This window comes from Falsiruegeria litorea R37, assembly GCF_900172225.1.
GTDB lineage: Bacteria > Pseudomonadota > Alphaproteobacteria > Rhodobacterales > Rhodobacteraceae > Falsiruegeria > Falsiruegeria litorea.
Map to the genome: position 1 here is coordinate 1952735 of NZ_FWFO01000001.1, position 18653 is coordinate 1971387.

At 59.6% G+C, this 18653-nt stretch carries 17 protein-coding genes; 8 read left to right on the forward strand and 9 right to left on the reverse strand.

What is annotated here, in order from left to right; translation table 11 throughout:
• From TRL7639_RS09580 to TRL7639_RS09595, 4 genes are all read right to left on the reverse strand, one after another.
• Positions 1-684: a DUF502 domain-containing protein gene (locus tag TRL7639_RS09580; protein ID WP_085795464.1), complete on the reverse strand. Its 684-nt coding sequence runs from the start codon at positions 682-684 to the stop codon at positions 1-3.
• Between the two features lie 85 nt (positions 685-769).
• Positions 770-1678: a pseudouridine-5'-phosphate glycosidase gene (locus TRL7639_RS09585; protein WP_085795465.1), complete on the reverse strand. Its 909-nt coding sequence runs from the start codon at positions 1676-1678 to the stop codon at positions 770-772.
• Complete coding sequence (locus TRL7639_RS09590) at positions 1675-2568, reverse strand: PfkB family carbohydrate kinase (protein WP_085795466.1); 894 nt, start codon at positions 2566-2568, stop codon at positions 1675-1677. The genes TRL7639_RS09585 and TRL7639_RS09590 overlap by 4 nt, the downstream gene beginning before the upstream one ends.
• Positions 2569-2613: 45 nt before the next feature.
• Entirely contained in the window at positions 2614-3417 is an 804-nt protein-coding gene (locus tag TRL7639_RS09595) for a DUF4198 domain-containing protein (RefSeq protein WP_085795467.1), read from the reverse strand.
• On the opposite strand from TRL7639_RS09595, the gene TRL7639_RS09600 reads away from it, so the two are divergent.
• Positions 3416-4552, forward strand: coding sequence for a HupE/UreJ family protein (locus tag TRL7639_RS09600; RefSeq protein WP_085795468.1), 1137 nt, complete (start codon positions 3416-3418; stop codon positions 4550-4552). The genes TRL7639_RS09595 and TRL7639_RS09600 overlap by 2 nt on opposite strands.
• Here the strand turns inward: TRL7639_RS09600 and TRL7639_RS09605 are convergent.
• A complete protein-coding gene (locus TRL7639_RS09605; protein WP_085795469.1) occupies positions 4549-5169 on the reverse strand; it encodes a thiamine phosphate synthase in 621 nt (206 codons plus the stop codon). The genes TRL7639_RS09600 and TRL7639_RS09605 overlap by 4 nt on opposite strands.
• A 154-nt stretch (positions 5170-5323) precedes the next feature.
• Between TRL7639_RS09605 and TRL7639_RS09610 the strand changes: the two genes are divergently transcribed.
• From TRL7639_RS09610 to TRL7639_RS09620, 3 genes are read left to right on the forward strand one after another with little or no spacing between them, the layout of a single operon-like run.
• Entirely contained in the window at positions 5324-6070 is a 747-nt protein-coding gene (locus TRL7639_RS09610; RefSeq protein WP_085795470.1) for an RNA methyltransferase, read from the forward strand.
• Between the two features lie 60 nt (positions 6071-6130).
• A complete protein-coding gene (gene ctaA / locus TRL7639_RS09615; protein ID WP_085795471.1) occupies positions 6131-7276 on the forward strand; it encodes a heme A synthase in 1146 nt (381 codons plus the stop codon).
• 6 nt (positions 7277-7282) lie between these two features.
• Complete coding sequence (locus TRL7639_RS09620; protein WP_085795472.1) at positions 7283-8752, forward strand: carboxypeptidase M32; 1470 nt, start codon at positions 7283-7285, stop codon at positions 8750-8752.
• Positions 8753-8931: 179 nt separating this feature from the next.
• Here TRL7639_RS09620 and gyrA read toward each other — a convergent pair whose 3' ends face one another.
• Positions 8932-11664: a DNA gyrase subunit A gene (gene gyrA / locus TRL7639_RS09625; protein ID WP_235820294.1), complete on the reverse strand. Its 2733-nt coding sequence runs from the start codon at positions 11662-11664 to the stop codon at positions 8932-8934.
• Between the two features lie 193 nt (positions 11665-11857).
• On the opposite strand from gyrA, the gene TRL7639_RS09630 reads away from it, so the two are divergent.
• A complete protein-coding gene (locus TRL7639_RS09630; RefSeq protein WP_085795474.1) occupies positions 11858-12127 on the forward strand; it encodes an usg protein in 270 nt (89 codons plus the stop codon).
• Between the two features lie 8 nt (positions 12128-12135).
• On the opposite strand, the gene TRL7639_RS09635 is transcribed toward TRL7639_RS09630, so the two are convergent.
• Positions 12136-13164 (reverse strand): Hint domain-containing protein, encoded by a 1029-nt coding sequence (locus TRL7639_RS09635; protein ID WP_085795475.1) that lies wholly within the window; start codon positions 13162-13164, stop codon positions 12136-12138.
• Positions 13165-13294: 130 nt separating this feature from the next.
• On the reverse strand, positions 13295-14248 hold the full coding sequence (locus tag TRL7639_RS09640) for a radical SAM protein (RefSeq protein WP_085795476.1): 954 nt from the start codon (positions 14246-14248) through the stop codon (positions 13295-13297).
• A 156-nt stretch (positions 14249-14404) separates the two neighbouring features.
• Here TRL7639_RS09640 and zwf point away from each other — a divergent pair, with 156 nt between their 5' ends.
• Genes zwf through pgi form a run of 3 tightly spaced genes read left to right on the forward strand, consistent with a single transcriptional unit; the run spans position 14405 to position 18166 of the window.
• Complete coding sequence (zwf, locus tag TRL7639_RS09645; RefSeq protein WP_085795477.1) at positions 14405-15871, forward strand: glucose-6-phosphate dehydrogenase; 1467 nt, start codon at positions 14405-14407, stop codon at positions 15869-15871.
• A gap of 10 nt (positions 15872-15881) precedes the next feature.
• Entirely contained in the window at positions 15882-16550 is a 669-nt protein-coding gene (gene pgl, locus TRL7639_RS09650) for a 6-phosphogluconolactonase (RefSeq protein WP_085795478.1), read from the forward strand.
• Positions 16551-16558: 8 nt separating this feature from the next.
• Positions 16559-18166 carry a glucose-6-phosphate isomerase gene (gene pgi, locus TRL7639_RS09655; RefSeq protein WP_085795479.1) on the forward strand — a complete coding sequence of 536 codons (1608 nt, stop codon included), beginning with the start codon at positions 16559-16561 and terminating at the stop codon, positions 18164-18166.
• A gap of 1 nt (position 18167) precedes the next feature.
• On the opposite strand, the gene TRL7639_RS09660 is transcribed toward pgi, so the two are convergent.
• The gene (locus TRL7639_RS09660; RefSeq protein ID WP_085796353.1) at positions 18168-18644 is read right to left on the reverse strand and encodes an acyl-CoA thioesterase; all 477 of its coding nucleotides are present in this window, start codon (positions 18642-18644) and stop codon (positions 18168-18170) included.
• Positions 18645-18653 lie beyond the last annotated feature (9 nt).

Below are 18653 nucleotides of genomic sequence, written 5' to 3' on the forward strand. Positions count from 1 at the left end.
TCAGTCTTCGGCGGGCGGCAAAGTTGGGTCTTTGTCGTTGGGGTAAACCAAGCCTGCCGAAATCACCAGTTTGGCGGCATCTTCGATGCTCATGTCCAGATAGATGATGTCTTCCTCGGGGAAGAAGAGCAGAAAACCCGATGTCGGGTTGGGCGTGGTAGGGACAAAAACACTGACCAGATTGCCGCCGGTTTCGGCGCGATCTGCGACTTCACCTCTGGCATCGGTTGAAACAAAGCCGATGGCCCAGATCCCGCGACGCGGGTATTGGATCAGGCAGGCTTTTTCAAAGCTGCGCTCGGTCTGGGCAAAGACCGTTTCCGAGATCTGCTTGATGCCGGAATAGATTGACCGCACGACCGGCATCCGATCCACCAGACCTTCGCCGAAATGAATCAGCGAACGGCCTAAGATCCCCTTGGCGATCCAGCCCACGATGACCGTGAAGATTAGGAAAAAGATGACGCCAACACCGCGCAGGTTGATGCCGATGTATTCCTCGGGCTGGAACTGATGTGGCACCAGCGGCAACACGAAGCTGTCGAACCAGCCGACGACCGTCCAGATCAGCCACAGCGTCAGCCCGACCGGGGCGATCACGACGATGCCGGTCAGGAATGAGGCACGCAGGCTGGCAAACAGGCCAGGGCGGCGATGAGGTTCCTCGTCAAATGGCGTGTTCATTGAGTCTTCCGTCCGTTCCGCCGCTGAACCTATGCACGATTTGACCCGCCGACAATGGGGCGACGGGCCATTGTTGAAATCACTTCTAAATCTTGATCAATTCCTGTGCGATTTGGGCTGCTAAACGGGCATTGTTGCGCACCAGCGCGATGTTGGCGGTCAGCGAGCGGCCCTCGGTCAATTCAAAGATGCGTTGCAGCAGATACGGGGTCACACCTTTGCCAGTGATGCCATGGGTGTCGGCGTCCGCTTGGGCGGCTTCAATGATCGGGGTCAATTCTTCGGCCGGGATCTGGTCATCCGCGGGGATCGGGTTGGCCACAAGTTGACCGCCGGGCAGGCCAAGCGCGTTGCGGGTGGCGTGGGCCTGAGCGATCTGGATCGCGTCATCCATGCGCAGGGGGGCAGGCAGCGGCGATTGCGCAGACCAGAAGGCCGGAAAAGCATCCTGACCATAGGCGATGACCGGCACGCCCAGTGTTTCCAGAACTTCGAGCGTTTTGGGCACGTCCAGAATGGCCTTGGCGCCAGCGGCCACTACGGTCACGCGGGTCTGGGCCAATTCGTGCAGGTCGGCCGAGATGTCGAATGTGCTCTCGGCCCCTTTGTGAACGCCACCGATGCCGCCGGTGGCAAAGACCTCGACCCCGGCAAATTGCGCCGCGATCATTGTGGCGGCCACGGTGGTGGCCCCGGTGCCGCCTGTGGCGATGCAGGCGGCCATGTCGGCGCGCGACAGCTTGGCGACGCCCTTGGCCTGACCCAGCGTTTGCAGCTGATCTGCTTCCAGCCCGACGTGCAGTTTGCCGTCGATCACGGCAATCGTGGCCGGAGTGGCGCCCGCGTCACGGATGTCCTGCTCAACCTGTGCCGCAACTTCGACGTTTTGGGGGTAGGGCATGCCATGGGTGATGATGGTGCTTTCCAGCGCCACGATGGCGCGGCCCGCGTCTTTGGCGGCGCGGACTTCGGATGACAGAACAAGGTCGATCACAGTGGGGTGTCTCCTGAAACGTAAGTGGCCGCGGCCTGGAGCGCGCGGGCAAGGGCGTCGGCACGGGATGCGCCGCTGGCCTCGGCCGCGATATGGGCGGCCATGAAGGTGTCGCCGGCGCCGGTCACGCGGGTGACCAGCACTTCGGGCGGGGTCTGGCTGATAAGGTCGTTTTCGTCCGCCTCGGTCGCGGCGTTGCCGCCATCGGTGACAAGAACGCGCAAAGCACCGCGTTTTAGCAACCCGCGTGCGGCGTCAGCAGAGGTATCGAATTGCGTCTGACAGAGCAGTCCGGCCTCTTCGAGGTTCACATAGAGCGTGGCGCGAGCCGAGTTCACAAAGGGCAGCAACCGCTCGGCCTTGCCGGGCGAGGCCGGGGCCACACGTAGATCGGCGGCAGCAAAGGCGGGGCTGCGCGCGATCTTTTCGAGCAAGGAAACGGTCAAGTTGCCGTCCAAGGCGACAAGCCCATCGAATGGTGTGTCCCGACTGCCGAGCGCACCATCTTCGAGTGGACCGAGGATCTTGGCGCCTGCGGCCTCAAGCGAATGGGCATCTGCGATGGCGGCAATCAGGCCGTTGGCGCCCTCGACGGCCATGTAGCGGTCGGTCGGCAGATCTTCGGAGCGATAGATCAAATCGGTGCGCATGCCCATCCGCTGGCAGGCGCGCACCAATTCGTCGCCTTCGGCATCGCGTCCGATGGCAGTCAGCAGCGTGGGCGCCATCCCAAAACGTGCCAGCGTCATGGCAATGTTCATGGCCACGCCGCCGGGCAGGCGGGTGATGCGGCCCGGCACGTCCGAGCCCTGGCGCATGTGGCTGGCGGATCGTCCGATGATGTCCCACAGGACGGACCCGATACACAGGATGTCTTTACGCTCTGTCATTTGCTGTACATGCCGCAGCAGGCAAGGCAGCGCAAGAGTACGCCGTCAGCGTTCCGGCACAAAGAAAGTGAGCGCCGCCCAAAGGGTATCCCAGACCGCTTCGCTGTTTTTGGGGGCAGGACGCAGCACCACGGCATCCAGCAGATAAGTATGGCCCGGACGGGTGCGGATCAGGGCCTGCCCCCTGTCATCTGATTGCAGGGTTTTCACGTGGACGTCCCCGGTCGGAGCGCGTTCGATAATGGTGATCTGCGTCTCTGCCAGCGGTTGACCCTGATAAAGAAGTTGCACTGGAAGCCCTTGCGACAGGTCGTCCACATATGGGTTTACGCCCGCAATGAACTCGACCTCCATCCCGGTCACGTGGTCTGTGCCGGAACCCGACCCCACCGCGATCAGCGCCTTGGCATGTCGCGTGTAGCTTTCATAGAAGCCATCCCTGGGCAGGCCGCGTTCAAGATGACGCGACAGGACGTCCCCAAACCCCTTTTCGTCAACGAAGGCCTGGAACTTGGACCATTCGTGATATTTGAGTGTCGAGGGCTGTGTTTGATGCACGATGACCAAAAGCCCGGGATCTTTGATCACCGTTTCAAGCGCTGGAATGTCCCCCATCCGACCCGCATAAGGCGCAACCTGACCGCCCTGATGCAGCTCGAACCGGGCGATGCGGGTGTCAAAGAACATCTGCGGGCTGCCTTCAAACCTTTGACCGATCACAAGATTGGCCATCAAAGGCGCGCCGGTTTCAACTTGATATTTTTCTGGTTCGATCCAAAACTCGTGCCCAAGGGCCAGCCTTGGCAGGGGCAGGCAAAGGGCAATGATCAAGAGCAGACGGGGCAACATGCAAAAAACCTGTGTTGGGCTGATCCACAAGCTGCGGTTCTGGGCTGCTGTGTCAACCCTGTGGTTGCTGGTCACGGGTGCCGCCGCACATGAGGTGACGCCAACCATTGGCGATCTAAGCGTTCAGGACGGCCAGTTGCGGCTGGAACTGCGTTTGAACATCGAGGCCTTTGTGGCCGGGATCGACCTGGACGGGATGGCGGACACCGATGCCTCTGACCTTTCGGATCGTTACGATGAACTGCGCAGGATGGATTCAGTGACGCTTGAGCGTCTGGTGCGTGAGTTTGCGCCTGTCTGGGTCGCCACAATCTGGGCAGAGGCTGCTAAGCCGATTGCCTGGAACTATGAAGGGATCAGTATTCCCGTGGTTGGCAACCCCGAGTTGCCACGCGCGTCCGAGCTTTTGCTGGTTGGCGACTTGCCCATAGGCGCGCGGGCCGTGACCCTGACGTGGCCGGATGGGGCAGGGGCTTTGGTGCTGCGCCAGCAGGGGGTTGAACAGCCATATACCGGTTATCTGCAAGGGGGCGAAACCAGCCCGCCGATTGCCTTGGACGGTGGTGCGTCGCGCAGTGCCTGGGAAGCCTTTGCAGCCTATGTCCCGGTTGGCTTTGACCACATTCTGCCGCGCGGCACCGATCACATTCTGTTTGTGCTGGGGCTCTTTTTCCTCAGCGCGCGCCTGCGACCGCTCTTGTGGCAGGTCACGGCCTTTACGCTGGCCCATACCGTCACGCTGGCGCTTGGGACGCTGGATGTGATCTCCATCAGTCCGGCCATTGTCGAGCCGCTGATCGCGCTGTCCATCGTTTTTGTCGCGGTCGAGAACGTCTTTACCCGCGCGCTGAACCCCTGGCGGCCCTTTGTGGTCTTTGGCTTTGGTCTGTTGCACGGGCTGGGTTTTGCCAGCGTGTTGGGAGAATTCGGCCTTCCGCAGGATCAGTTCTTTGCCGCGCTTTTGGGGTTCAACGTTGGTGTTGAGCTGGGGCAGTTGGCGGTTATTGCCGCCGCGTTCCTGACCCTGGGGCTGTGGTTTCGCAACAAATATTGGTACCGGGGCCGGATCGCGATCCCGGCCTCGATCGTCATTGCCTTGATCGGGGCATATTGGTTCGTGGAACGGGTGGTTTAACCCATCGCCGCGATGAGGGTTTTCAGAGCCGCGAGAGGGTCTTCGGTGCTCCAGATCTCATCCCCGATGCCAAAGAAATCTGTGCAGGGCGTCAGAGAGTGGACCAACTCGGGCGTCAACCCGCCTTCGGCCACGATCGGTACCTCGACCACGTCGGACCACCATTGAAACAGCTCGGTTTCGGCTGTCGTCCCGTCCCCCAAGGCAGAGCTCCCCACAGGACCGAAGCTGACGTAGTCCACACCGGCTTCGCCCGCGATCAAACCATCATGGCGCGAGGTGCCGCAGAAACTGCCGACAATAGCGTCTGCGCCCAACTCCTTGCGCGCGGCGCGGACTGATTTGGCCGCGTCGGTCAGGTGAACCCCATCCAGGCCAAGCCGTTGCGCCATCAACACGTGATCCGAGATGACAATGGCGATGTCGCGGGCATGGGCCACTTCGCGCACCGCATCTGCTGCGCGTGCCACATGATCTTCATCCGTGCTGGACAGTGACAGGCGCAGGCAGGCAATCTCGGCCCCATCCAGAACACGGGCGAGCGTGTCGGGGTAGACATCAAGATCCAGGCTGGGCGGCGTGGAAAGATAGATCTGCGGCAGCTCGGGCGTGTCCATGGGCGTGGGTCCTTATCCGTGTTTGGCGCGGTTTAGCGGATTGTGCCGGGGAAGGAAACTTTATTGCCCGCATTCCGGCGCGAAAACAGCGCCTTCTCTTGCCCTGCCGGTCCAGCAGCAGTAGAGCAGGCTGGATTTTTCGAAAGGTGAGACAATGCCAAGCGAGACCGCGCAGCCCTCATTCGTGCTGGTTCGGCCCCAGATGGGGGAAAACATCGGCGCCGCGGCGCGGGCGATGTGGAACTTTGGCCTGGACCGGATGCGCATCGTTGGCCCGCGTGATGGCTGGCCCAACCCCAAGGCGGTCGCAATGTCCAGCGGGGCGGGGCGGCTGCTGGACGAGGCGCAGATCTATGACGATCTGGCGGGTGCCTTGTCGGACCGGACGTTTGTTTTTGCCACCACCGCGCGGCCGCGTGACCTGACCAAACCGGTTTACAGCCCTGAACGGGCCATGAAAATGGCCGCTGAAATGGTTGCGGCGGGCGAGCAGGTCGCTGTGCTTTTTGGGCCGGAACGCGCGGGTCTGGAAAATGACGACATCGCCAAGGCCAACGCCATCATCTCGGTCCCGGTGAACCCGGAATATGCCTCTCTCAACCTCGGCCAATGCGTGTTGCTGACGGCTTATGAATGGATGCGGCAGGCAGGCGATGTAACCCATGTGTCCGAGGTGCCGGGCAACAAGGGCGATTGGGCCACCGGGGTCGAGATCGAGAAACTGGTCGATCATTACGAGGAACGGCTGGACGAGGCCGGGTTCTTTTATCCACCCGCCAAGGCCGACAACATGAAGCTGAACCTGCGCAATCTGTGGAGCCGCATGCGTCTGACCCGTGCAGACGTGCAGATGCTGCATGGGATCATGCGGCAAATGGTGCGCTGGAAAGAACGCGGCTAAAGCTGGACGCCACCGGGCACGCGACATAGCTTGCCCCACAAGACAACACCCGAGGTAGCGATGAGCCAGAAGCGCAATATCTTTGAAGAGGTCTCGGACGAGGCCCGTGACGAGCAGGCGGTGCAGCCCGGTATGATCGACCGGGGACGCGGCGGCGCGCGCAAGGCGATCCGGGCGTGGCTGATGGTGCTCTTTGGTTTGGTTGTGGCGATGATCGTCGTGGGCGGGCTGACACGGCTGACCGACAGCGGGCTGTCGATCACTGAATGGAGGCCTGTAACCGGGGCACTTCCGCCGATGTCGGAGGCCGAGTGGCAGTCCGAGTTCGACAAATACAAGCAGATCGATCAGTGGCGCATTCAAAACCAGTGGATGGATCTGGCTGATTTCAAAGAGATCTACTGGTGGGAATGGGGCCATCGCCAACTGGGACGTCTGATCGGTGTCGTTTGGGCACTTGGCTTTTTTGGTTTCATGGCGGCCCGCAAAATCCCCACCGGGTGGACCGGTCGTCTGTTCCTGCTGGGGGCACTAGGCGGCGCGCAGGGTGCGATCGGCTGGTGGATGGTGGCGTCCGGTGTGACGCAGGGCGAGGGCATGACCTCGGTCGCGAGCTATCGGTTGGCAACGCACTTGGGGCTTGCCTTTGTGATCCTGGGCTTCATCGCCTGGTATGCCTATATGCTTGGCCGGGACGAGCGTGACCTGATGCAGGCGCGACGTGCGAAAGAAGCCAAGCTGTTCTCGCTGTCCACCGGGTTGATGCATTTTGCCTTTTTGCAGATCATCATCGGGGCCTTTGTTGCAGGCATCGACGCAGGCCGGTCGTATACCGATTGGCCGCTGATCGGCGGGCAGCTGTTGCCGCCGGACATGTCGGTACTGGACCCATGGTGGCGCAACCTGTTCGAAAGCCCCGGCCTGGTGCAGTTCATCCATCGATGCGCGGGCTACCTGCTCTTTGCTTTTGGCGTCGTCGTCTGGTTGCGCGGTCGTCAAAGCGCGCATCCCCAGACACGCTTTGCCTTTAACGCGGTCTTTGCGGCGTTGTCTCTGCAGGTGGTTCTGGGCATCACCACTGTTGTTTACGCCGCGCCGTGGCACATTGCGATTGCGCACCAGCTGCTGGCCGTGATCCTTTGGGCGCTGATCCTGCGCGCCCGCTTCCTGAGCGCTTACCCAGTTGCAACTTCTGTTCGAGGATAACCCCACATGACTGCATTTGACCAATTGATGGCCTTTCAACGCGATACATCTGCCCTGGGGCAGATCGCCGGGCGTCTGGGCTGGGATCAGGAAACAGTCATGCCAAGGGGCGCCGCGGGTCAGCGTGGACAGGAAATGGCCGCGATCGAGGCCGTTCTGCACGCCCGTAAATCCGACCCGCGCGTAGCGGACTGGCTGGAGGCTGCCGAGGCCCCGGATGAGGCCGGGACTGCGCAGCTGCGCGAGATCCGCCGAGCCTATGAGCGTGCTCAAAAGGTGCCCGCTGATCTGGCGAAAAAGCTGGCGCAGGTGACGTCCGAGGCACAAGGCAAATGGGCCCAGGCCCGCGCCGATGAAGATGTGGCTGCCTTTCTGCCGGTTCTCGAAGAGGTGGTCGCGCTGCGGCGTGAAGAGGGAGCGGCGCTGGCGAATGGTGGCGACATCAATGACGCGTTGGTCGAGGATTATGAGCCTTATACCACCAGCGACGAGATCGCCGCAATTTTTGATACCATGCGCCCGCGTCTGGTGGCTTTGCGCGCTGCCGTTCTGGAGCAACCGATGCCAAAAGGCGTTGTCGGAGAGTTCGACGAAGGTGCCCAGATGAAGCTGTCGCGGCAACTCGCCAAAACCTTTGGCTACGACATGAGCAAGGGCCGCGTCGACAAGGCGGTGCACCCCTTCAGTTCGGGCAGCGGCTCGGATGTGCGGATCACCACCCGGACCAGTCCCACCGATCCGTTCAACTGCTTCTATTCCACCATCCACGAGGTCGGCCACGCCGCCTATGAACAGGGCATCGACCAGTCATTTGAACTCACCCCGCTGGGGCGTGGTGTTTCGATGGGGGTGCATGAAAGCCAAAGCCGGATCTACGAAAACCAGCTCGGCCGCTCGCGCGCCTTTACCGGTTGGCTGTTTGAGCAGATGAAAAACGCATTTGGCGACTTTGGCCTGAACACTGCAGATGAATTCTATGCCGCCGTCAATCGGGTCCAGAACGGCTATATCCGGACCGAAGCGGACGAGGTTCAGTACAACCTGCACATCATGCTGCGGTTTGATCTGGAACGCGCCCTGATGCGGGGCGACTTGCAGGTGTCGGACATCGAAGCTGCCTGGAATGATCGCTTCAAGGCCGATTTCGGCTATGACGTCGACCGGCCATCGAACGGGTGCTTGCAGGATGTGCATTGGTCGGTTGGCCTGTTTGGCTATTTCCCAACCTATTCGCTTGGCAACGTCTATGCTGGCTGCCTGTATGAGGCGCTGCGCGACGCCGTGCCAAACCTGGACGACCAACTGGCCCAGGGCGACACATCAGGGGCAACAGGCTGGCTGCGCGAGAACCTGCAGCGTCACGGCAGCCTCTATGCGCCGCGCGATGTGATCGAGCGCGCCAGCGGCAAGGTGCCGGGGCCAGAGGCGCTGCTGGACTACATCGAGAAGAAATTCAGCGGCATCTACAGCCTGTGATCGACCAATCAGTGTGGCCTCGCATTTGGGCGCCACCGCCGAGCAGAGCGAGGCCCGGCCCAACGGGAGGAAGGCATCTTTGATGCCTGATCGACGGGCGGGAGTTTCTCCGTCAAACAATGAAAAACCGCCCCGGTTCGATCCGGGGCGGTTTGTTGTTTCCAGTTCTGTGAAAGAGATCAGCTCTCGCCGTCTTCGTCCTCGTCGCCTTGATCCGCAATCCAAGCCACGCTGACGACGCTTTCACCCTTGCCTGTGTTGAACACCTTAACGCCACCGGCGCTGCGTGAGCGGAAGGAGATCCCATCGACTGGCACCCGGATCGACTGCCCTTTGGACGTGGCCAGCATGATCTGATCATCAATCTCTACCGGGAAGGAGGCGATCAATTCTCCGCCGCGCATTGCCTTGTCCATCGCCGCAACGCCCATGCCACCGCGACCGCGCACTGGGTAGTCGTGGCTGGAGCTGAGTTTTCCTGAACCGCCTTCGGTGATGGTGAGGATCAGGTTCTCGGCCGCCGACATCTCGGCATAGCGTTCCTGGCTGATCGTCGCCATTGCATTGCCTTCCTCGTCCGAGGCTTCGGCGTCATCAGCCAAACCGGCCACCGCGCGGCGCATTTTAAGATAGGCAGAACGCTCGTCCGAGGTCGCCTCGAAATGACGGATCACTGACATCGACACCACATTGTCATTGCCGTTCAGCTTGATGCCCCGTACCCCGGTCGATTTGCGGCCCTTGAACACGCGCACATCCGTAGTCTGGAAGCGGATCGCGCGGCCTGCGTTGGTCACAAGCATCACATCGTCATCCTCGGAACAGATGCGTGCGTTGACCAGTTCCACATCCTCAGGCAGGTCCATGGCGATCTTGCCGTTGCGTTTCACGTTGGTGAAATCGCTCAACGCATTGCGGCGCACGTCGCCCGCGCTGGTGGCAAAGACGATCTGCAGGTTCTCCCACTCATCCTCTGGCACATCCACGGGCATGATCGCCGCGATGGAAACACCCGTAGGGATCGGCAAGATGTTGACGATCGCCTTGCCCTTGCCGGTGCGGCCCGATTGGGGCAGGCGCCAGGTCTTGAGCTTGTAGACCATGCCATCGGTGGTAAAGAACAAGAGCTGGGTATGCGTGTTGGCCACAAAGAGGGTGGTAACAACGTCCTCTTCTTTGGTTTGCATTCCCGACAGCCCCTTGCCACCGCGCTTTTGAGCGCGGAAATCGGCTAGTGGCGTGCGCTTGATGTAGCCGCCCGAGGTGATGGTCACGACCATGTCCTCACGCTCGATCAGGTCCTCGTCTTCCATGTCACCGGACCAGTCAACGATCTCGGTGCGGCGGTCGACGGCGAACTTTTCGCGCACCTCGCGCAGTTCGTCACCGATGATCGACATGATGCGTTCGCGCGACGACAGAATATCGAGGTATTCCTTGATCTTGGCTGCCAGTTCTTCCAACTCGTCGGTGACTTCCTTCACCCCGATCTGGGTCAGGCGCTGCAGCCGCAGATCAAGGATGGCGCGGGCCTGAACTTCGGTCAGGTTATAGGTGCCATCGTCGTTCATTTTCGAGAGCGGATCGTCGATCAGACGCAGATAGCTTTCGATCTCGGCCGCAGGCCAGCGACGGGTCATCAGCTTTTCACGCGCCTCGGCCGCGTCAGCAGACGAGCGGATGGTGGCAACAACTTCGTCCACGTTCGAAACGGCGACAGCCAGGCCACACAAGATATGGCTGCGTTCGCGTGCTTTGCGCAAGTCATAGGCGGTGCGACGGGCCACGACATCCTCGCGGAAGTCGATGAAGGACGTCAGGAACCGGCGCAGGGTCAACTGTTCAGGTCGTCCGCCGTTCAGCGCCAGCATGTTGCAGCCGAACGACGTCTGCATCGGCGAGAACCGATAAAGCTGGTTCAGCACCACTTCGGGCGTCGCGTCACGTTTCAGCTCGACCACCACGCGAACACCGTTGCGGTCGGATTCGTCCTGCACGTGGCTGACGCCTTCGATGCGCTTTTCGCGCACCGCTTCGGCGATCTTTTCGATCATCGAGGCCTTGTTTACCTGATAGGGGATCTCGTCCACGACAATGGCATAGCGATCGCGACGGATCTCTTCGACACGGGTCTTGGCGCGGATGATGACGCTACCGCGCCCTTCCAGATACGCCTTGCGCGCACCTGAACGGCCCAGCATCACACCACCCGTGGGGAAGTCGGGGCCAGGGATGTAGTCGATCAGCTGTTCGGATGTCAGATCCGGGTCGTCGATCAGGGCCAGCGTAGCGTCAACCACTTCGCCCAGGTTGTGCGGCGGGATGTTGGTGGCCATACCAACCGCGATACCGCCGGCACCATTGACCAGCATGTTCGGGAACCGGGCGGGCAGGACCGTCGGTTCCTTGTCCTTGCCATCATAGTTGTCCTGGAAATCGACCGTCTCTTTTTCGATATCGGCCAGCAGCGCACCTGCAGGCTTGTCCATGCGCACTTCGGTGTAGCGCATGGCCGCCGGGTTGTCGCCGTCCATCGAGCCAAAGTTGCCCTGACCATCGAGAAGAGGCAACGACATTGAGAAGTCTTGCGCCATTCGCACAAGCGCGTCGTAGATCGCGCTGTCCCCATGGGGGTGGTATTTACCCATCACATCACCAACCGGGCGGGCCGATTTGCGATAGGACTTGTCGTGGGTGTTTCCGGTCTCGTGCATCGCGTAAAGGATGCGCCGGTGTACCGGTTTCAGACCGTCGCGCAGGTCGGGAATGGCCCGAGAGACGATCACCGACATCGCGTAATCGAGATACGAGGTCTTCATCTCGGATTCGATGGACACCGTCGGCCCGTCGTATGCGGGGCGCTCGGGCGGGGTTTCGTCCATGTTTTCAGGGGTTTCTGGCGTATCGCTCACGTATGCTGCCCGATCTTTGTCCAGGGTCTATATCTTGTGGATGTACCTTATCAGAAGGGGCATATGGGGTGCAAGCAAGCTGCTCACGCATCTGTCAGAAAACCGTCACGAAACAGTAACGCGTTGTTTTTGGAAGTGATTAACCAATCTTGTGTTACGGTGAAGGGACCGAACCAGAAATGGAGGTCGAAAAATGGAGCAGAACGAAACGGAATTGATGCTCAAAGGGTATGGGCTGACGACTGCAGAATTCTTCTATCACATGCCTGATTACATACACGTGCTGAACACATTCGTCTGGCAGGACTACGATCTGGCACCGGATCATCCCAAGCTGTTTAAATTTGTCGAATTCTGGCAGCGAGAAATTGAGGGCCCGCTGCATTCCGTGCGCTTCACTCACCGAAAGATGATATCTCCTGGTGAGTGGCGCAATGTGGTCGGTGAGTTTCGTTTGAACTAACCCATTTGTCAGTCAACTTGAGTTCCCAGGACGACCTTGGCCTCATAAGACCGCAATTCTGGCGCGATCATGGGGAACGGTTCTTCCGGCAAAGCCTTGAGTTCGGGGAATAGCTCAAAGATCTCTTGACGACAGGCCTGTTCCAACCCGGTCAAAGCCTGAGCGCCCGGGTAGAAGCTTTCAGTCAGGCAACCGTTTGCTTCGACGATGGCGTGACCCTGAAACATGAAATGGTAATAGGTGATGAGGTCCTGGGGAGCACGTTCAACGCCCGAAAGCCCGACAAAAAAGCGAGCAGGGATCAGAACTGGTTGGTCTGCGAACAAAAGATGCGACTGCGTCGAAAAATGAAGCATCCGGTGGTTTGGTGACACCAAAAGGGGCTCGGAGTTTCCCAGAACGCCGACCTCAAAGCGAACCGGCGCAAACTTACCGCGTCCATTGACGGTGGTTGAACCCGCCCAAGCCACCATTCTCCGCCGGTGAGACTGGGTCCAGATGCGATCTCCACGCGAGATGGTTTCGACGGGAACTTGTTTGCGGCCTTCCTTGATCATGGTTCCCGCAGCAAAACACGGGACCAACTCGGTATAGTTCGAGTCGCCATTGTTTGAGCCGCCAACCTTGATGTACTGCTTGCCGGACTCAAGAAAGTCGGTGGCTGAAAACCCCCAGATGTTCGACGTTTGCCCGTTTTGCGAATAGACGTTGATCGTAATCTCATCGCCGATCGGGTTGCCGTCTCCGTCAAGTTCGCGAAGTACGATCAGGGACTCGGATTCCACAGTCGTCCCATTGGCAACCAGTGTCCCCCCATCAACGACGATATGGTTGAAGCGATCATCATCGTCGAAGACGTCGGTGTTGTTGGTGTCGTCAATGGTGATGATCTCACTAAGGCCACCATTGAAGTTGTAAATCGTGCCATTCGGAGAACTCGAGTTGTTGATGATCGAGCTTCCGGGCGCCAGAAATGGCGAACTAAAGGCAACTGTAAGTGCGGCGCTCGGCGCCGCGAGAATTGTTCTTTCTACCATTGTAACCTGCCATATTCTTTATTTAATGCGTGTTGGATTATTGCGTGAGATCAGCACAAGTTCGAAGAAAGGTTGACCATTTTACGGCCAAGCGAACAAAGGTATCGGAAATCGGGGAGAATTCTGTGTATCAGGCTGAACAGCTGGCCCCACCCAGAACACAAAACTTGGCGCAGTGGGGGTGGTTCAACTGCACGTCGGCTTCGGCTTCTTGCAGGGAATGGCCCATCTCAAACTCGGGCGAATAAGGTAGCAGAGTACAGGCCAGTACTGCGGGTTTCTCGGCGCCTTTGCGTTTCACAACCATGCGTGAGCTTGAACACATGACAGCGTCAGGGCTTTTGCCCAGGATACCCCAGCACGCGGTGGTGATTTCGGGCACCTCGACGGTTTCGTCCATTTCCGGGAACAGGACGGTCTGGCCGGGGTTCCGCGCATCGATGTCAAAGCCATGTTCCGCAAAAAATGCAGCATAGCCTGCGCGGCTTTGAACCTCGTCATGGTCCCAAAGGGTGCGGCCTGCGATGGCCATCTTGAAGCCGTTGTCGCGTAGCCACTGCATCCCTTCCAGCGTCTTGGCAAAGCTGCCTTTGCCGCGTTCTTCGTCATGCAGATCGGGACGATAGTGATCGACGGAAATGCGCAAGGTGAGTTTGTCGGCGTATTCTTCTTGCAGGGAAAGCAACCCTTCGCGCATCGACTTGCGCATCATCGGGCGCATGGCGTTGGTGAGAATCAGAACTTCGAACCCACGGTCCAGGGCCGCGCGGGTCATGTCGATCATCTGGGGGTTCATGAAGGGCTCACCGCCGGTGAACGCGATCTCGCGGATGGGCCAATTGCGCTCTTCGATCTGATCCAGATAGCTCCGCACCTCACCCGCTGTGATATAGACCAGCGCGTCATTGGTGGGGCTGCTTTCGATGTAGCAGTTCACGCATTCGATATTACACAGCGTTCCCGTGTTGAACCACAGCGTTTCGGGGTGGGTCAGTGAAACCGAGGCGCGGGTTTCGCCTTTGGCCGTCACGAAACTGTCTTGGAACTTGCCGACATTGGCAATCTGCGATTCGAGATCTTTCATTAGCTTTCACCTTGCTGCTCGAGGTTTGATCTAGCCTATTTGGTGAAAAAAGTTAAAGTCGCCAGAGAACGTCTGACGGACTTGTGAAGCTTTGGGAATGAACAGTTGTTTGCGCTATCGTTGATTTTTGACAGGCAAAGGGCTTAGGGACGTAACATGGTTTCACGTGTCATACCGGTCGAGCCGTTTGACCTCGTCATATTTGGTGGGACAGGCGATCTTGCCAGACGCAAGATCCTGCCTGCGTTGTTTCGTAGGTATTGTGCCGGTCAGATTCCCCAAGACGCCCGCATTATTGGGGCTGCTCGACGGACGCAAAACGCAGATGCGTATCGCAGTTTCGTTGCTGAGGCGATCCGTGAGTTTTCGACACCCCGTCATTGCGAAGATGGAACGCTAGAGGGGTTCTTGTCTTGTCTGGACTATGTTGCCGTTGATGCCTTGGGCGATGAGGGGTGGCACGAACTGGCCAGCAAGATCAATGGGGACCGGGTGCGCGCCTATTACTTCTCGGTCGGGCCGCGTCTGTTTGGGCCTTTGGCGCAGCGGACCAAGGCGCATGGGCTTGCCAACGATCAAACGCGGATTGTCGTCGAAAAACCCTTCGGTCATGATCTGGACAGCGCCAAGGCGTTGAACGCCACGCTCGCCGATCATTTCCATGAAGGGCAGATTTACCGCATCGACCACTATCTGGGCAAAGAGACGGTTCAGAACCTGATGGCGGTCCGTTTTGGCAACATGCTGTTTGAGCCCCTTTGGAACAGCCAATATGTCGATCACATCCAGATCACCGTGGCCGAAAGCGTCGGTGTCGGCGGCAGGGGCGAATACTATGACCGCGCGGGCGCGATGCGCGACATGATGCAGAACCATCTGATGCAGCTGTTTTGCCTGATCGCGATGGAGCCGCCAGCCAAGTTTGATCCCGACGCGGTGCGCGACGAAAAGCTGAAAGTGATCCGCGCACTTGATCCGGTCGAGCCGCACCATATCGTCCGTGGCCAGTATCTGGCGCGCGAGGGCGAGGCCGAAGAACACCCCAGCTATCGCGAAGCAGTCGGCAATCCACGTTCAACCACAGAAAGCTATATCGCGTTACGCACCCACATCAGCAATTGGAGGTGGGCCGGCACGCCGTTCTATCTGCGCACCGGTAAGCGGCTCAAGGCGCGGTCGTCCGTGATCAACGTCATGTTCAAGGACGCGCCGCATTCGATCTTTGGTGCGGATGCGGGGCGTCATGCCAACGTCTTGTCGATCCGCTTGCAGCCGAACGAGGGCATCACGCTCAAGGTGACCATCAAGGAACCGGGGCAGGGTGGCATGCGTCTGGTGGATGTGCCGCTGGACATGTCCTTTGCCGAGGCCTTGGGTCCCGAGGGGCAGGATCCCCCCGACGCTTATGAGCGGTTGATCATGGATGTTGTGCGCGGCAACCAGACATTGTTCATGCGCGGGGACGAGGTCGAGGCCGCCTGGGCCTGGACCGATCCGGTGATCGCAGGATGGGAGTCGCGCGGCGACGTTCCCAAACCTTATGAAAGCGGCAGCACGGGTCCCGGCGACGCCGAGCTGCTGATCAAACGCGACGGTCGCCGTTGGCAGGGGATCAACCCCTGAGAGTGAGCCTATGAGACTGGTGGAATACGCAGATCGAGACATGCTGGCCATTGATGTGGCCAACGTTTTGGCAGGGGCTTTGGAAACGGCGCTTTTGCATCACGAGACGGTATCCTTTGCGGTGCCGGGCGGAACCACGCCAGGGCCGGTCTTTGACGCGCTCTGTGCGGCCAATCTGGAGTGGGACCGGGTGCATGTGCTGCCCACGGATGAGCGTTGTGTTGACGAAGGCGATGATCGCTCGAACGCAAAGCTGATCAAGGAACGGCTGTTGACCAACCGTGCGTCATCCGCCGTGTTCCTGCCGCTCTTTGGCGGCGGCACGCCAGAGCAGAACCTGGCTGAAACAGAAACGATGCTGGCCCCGCATTTTCCGCTGTCGGTGCTGTTGTTGGGCATGGGCAACGATATGCACACCGCCTCGTTGTTCCCAGGGATGGAGGGGCTGGACGCCGCTCTGGCCTCGGACGCGCCGGTGCTGACAGTGGCCCGCCCCGAAACACAACCCGAGGCACGTGTGTCGCTGACGGGTTCCGTGCTGGACGGGGCTCTGTCCAAGCATCTGGTGATCTTCGGGCCTGAAAAGCGCGATGCACTGGACCGCGCCATGACCATGCCCCCCGAAGAGGCGCCGATCTCGGCCGTGTTGAACAACACCAACGTGTATTGGGCAGAATAGGGAAATCTATGTGGGATGAACTGAACCACCTGCGCGACGAAAACAAGAATCGTTGGATCATGGATCTGTTTGAGCGCGATGGCGCGCGGGCCGATGGGTTCTCGGTCGAGACGGGCGATATGCGGTTCGACTATTCCAAGACCTTGATCGATGATGCAGTGCGCGCGGCGCTGATCGAATTGTGTGAAAAGGTTGATCTGAGCAGGCACCGCGATGCGATGTTTACGGGCGCTGCGATCAACGAGACAGAGGGGCGCGCGGTGCTGCATACGGCACTGCGCAATCTGGACGGCGGGTCGGTTCTGGTGGACGGTCAGGACGTGATGCCCGGCGTGCTGGATACGCTGGCGCGCATGCGCTCATTTGCCGAGGATGTGCGCAAGGGCGCCTTCGCCGGGGCCGGTGGGTCGATCACGGATGTGGTCAATATCGGCATCGGGGGCTCGGATCTGGGACCGGCGATGGCCACTTTGGCCCTGGAACCCTATCACGACGGTCCGGTCTGTCATTTTGTGTCCAATGTGGACGGGGCGCATGTTTCCGATGTTCTGCGCCCCCTGGACCCAACCCGGACGTTGGTGATTGTTGCCTCCAAGTCATTCACCACGACTGAAACCATGACCAACGCGCGCACTGCGCGGGCCTGGATGCTGGATGGTGGTGGTGATCCGGCTGGGCAATTTGCGGCCGTTTCTACGGCGCTCGACAAGACCGAAGCCTTTGGGATCCCGGCCGAGCGCGTATTCGGGTTCGGGGATTGGGTTGGCGGGCGCTATTCTGTCTGGGGGCCAATCGGGTTGCCGGTGATCCTGGCCATGGGGCCGCAGGCCTTTGATGCCTTCTTGCGCGGCGGACAGGCGATGGACCTGCATTTCCGGTCCGCGGCATGGGCCGAGAACATGCCGGTTCTGCTGGCGTTGACCGGTCTTTGGCACCATCAGATCTGTGGCTATCCCACCCGCGCGGTGTTGCCCTATGATCAGCGGCTGTCGCGGCTTCCGGCCTATTTCCAACAGCTGGAAATGGAATCGAATGGCAAATCCGTTGCGATGAGTGGAAGTTCTCTCACCGTGCCGTCAGGGCCTGTTGTCTGGGGCGAGCCGGGAACCAACGGTCAGCACGCGTTTTATCAGCTGATCCATCAGGGTACCGGTGTTGTACCGTGCGAGTTCATGATCGCGGCCGAAGGGCACGAGCCAGATCTGGCCCATCACCACCGCTTGCTGGTTGCCAATTGCCTGGCCCAATCCGAGGCGCTGATGCGCGGGCGGTCCCTTGACGAGGCCCGCGAGAGGATGGCGGCCAAAGGGCTGACTGGCGATGAATTGGACCGTCAGGCGCGGCACCGGGTTTTTGCAGGTAATCGTCCGTCGACGACGTTGGTTTACCCAAAGCTCACACCCTTTGTACTGGGCCAGATCATCGCGCTGTATGAACACCGCGTGTTTGTCGAGGGTGTGATCCTGGGCATCAACTCATTCGACCAATGGGGGGTGGAGTTGGGCAAAGAGCTTGCAACCTCACTTGCGCCCATTGTGGATGGCGAGCAAAGCGCCGAGGGGAAAGATGGCTCGACCGCCGCTTTGGTCGGCTTTGTCCTGAAACACCGAGGCTAATCTATCCTTCGGGCGTTGCGCCGTCGCGTTTGATAAAGACCTCGCGCAGGGATTGGGGCAGCGGATAGCGTCCCGACCCGTCGCCACGCAATGTGACCATCACTCCGGTCAGCGTCGCACGCAGATCACCGGACCAAAGCTGTTGCTCGATGGTAAAGGACGTGTTGCGAAACCCGGTGACACGCGCCGTGGTGACATAGACCTCATCCATCACCATTTCTCGGACATAGTGGATATTTGCGCTGCGGATCACGAGCCGAGGGGCTTCAAGCCCGTCGTAGCAAAACGCGCAGAGATTATCGAAATACGACACCCGCAGCGTCTCGAACCATTCGATGTAAGCCTTGTTGTTGACGTGGTTTAGCGGGTCCAACTCGGCAAAACGGACCTTGTCGGCCAAGGCAAGCGGTTGCGGGGCATCAAGACCAAAGCCCAATTGTTCTTTGGCAGTCAATGGGGTGTGAAAACGAATATCCATGTCCAAACT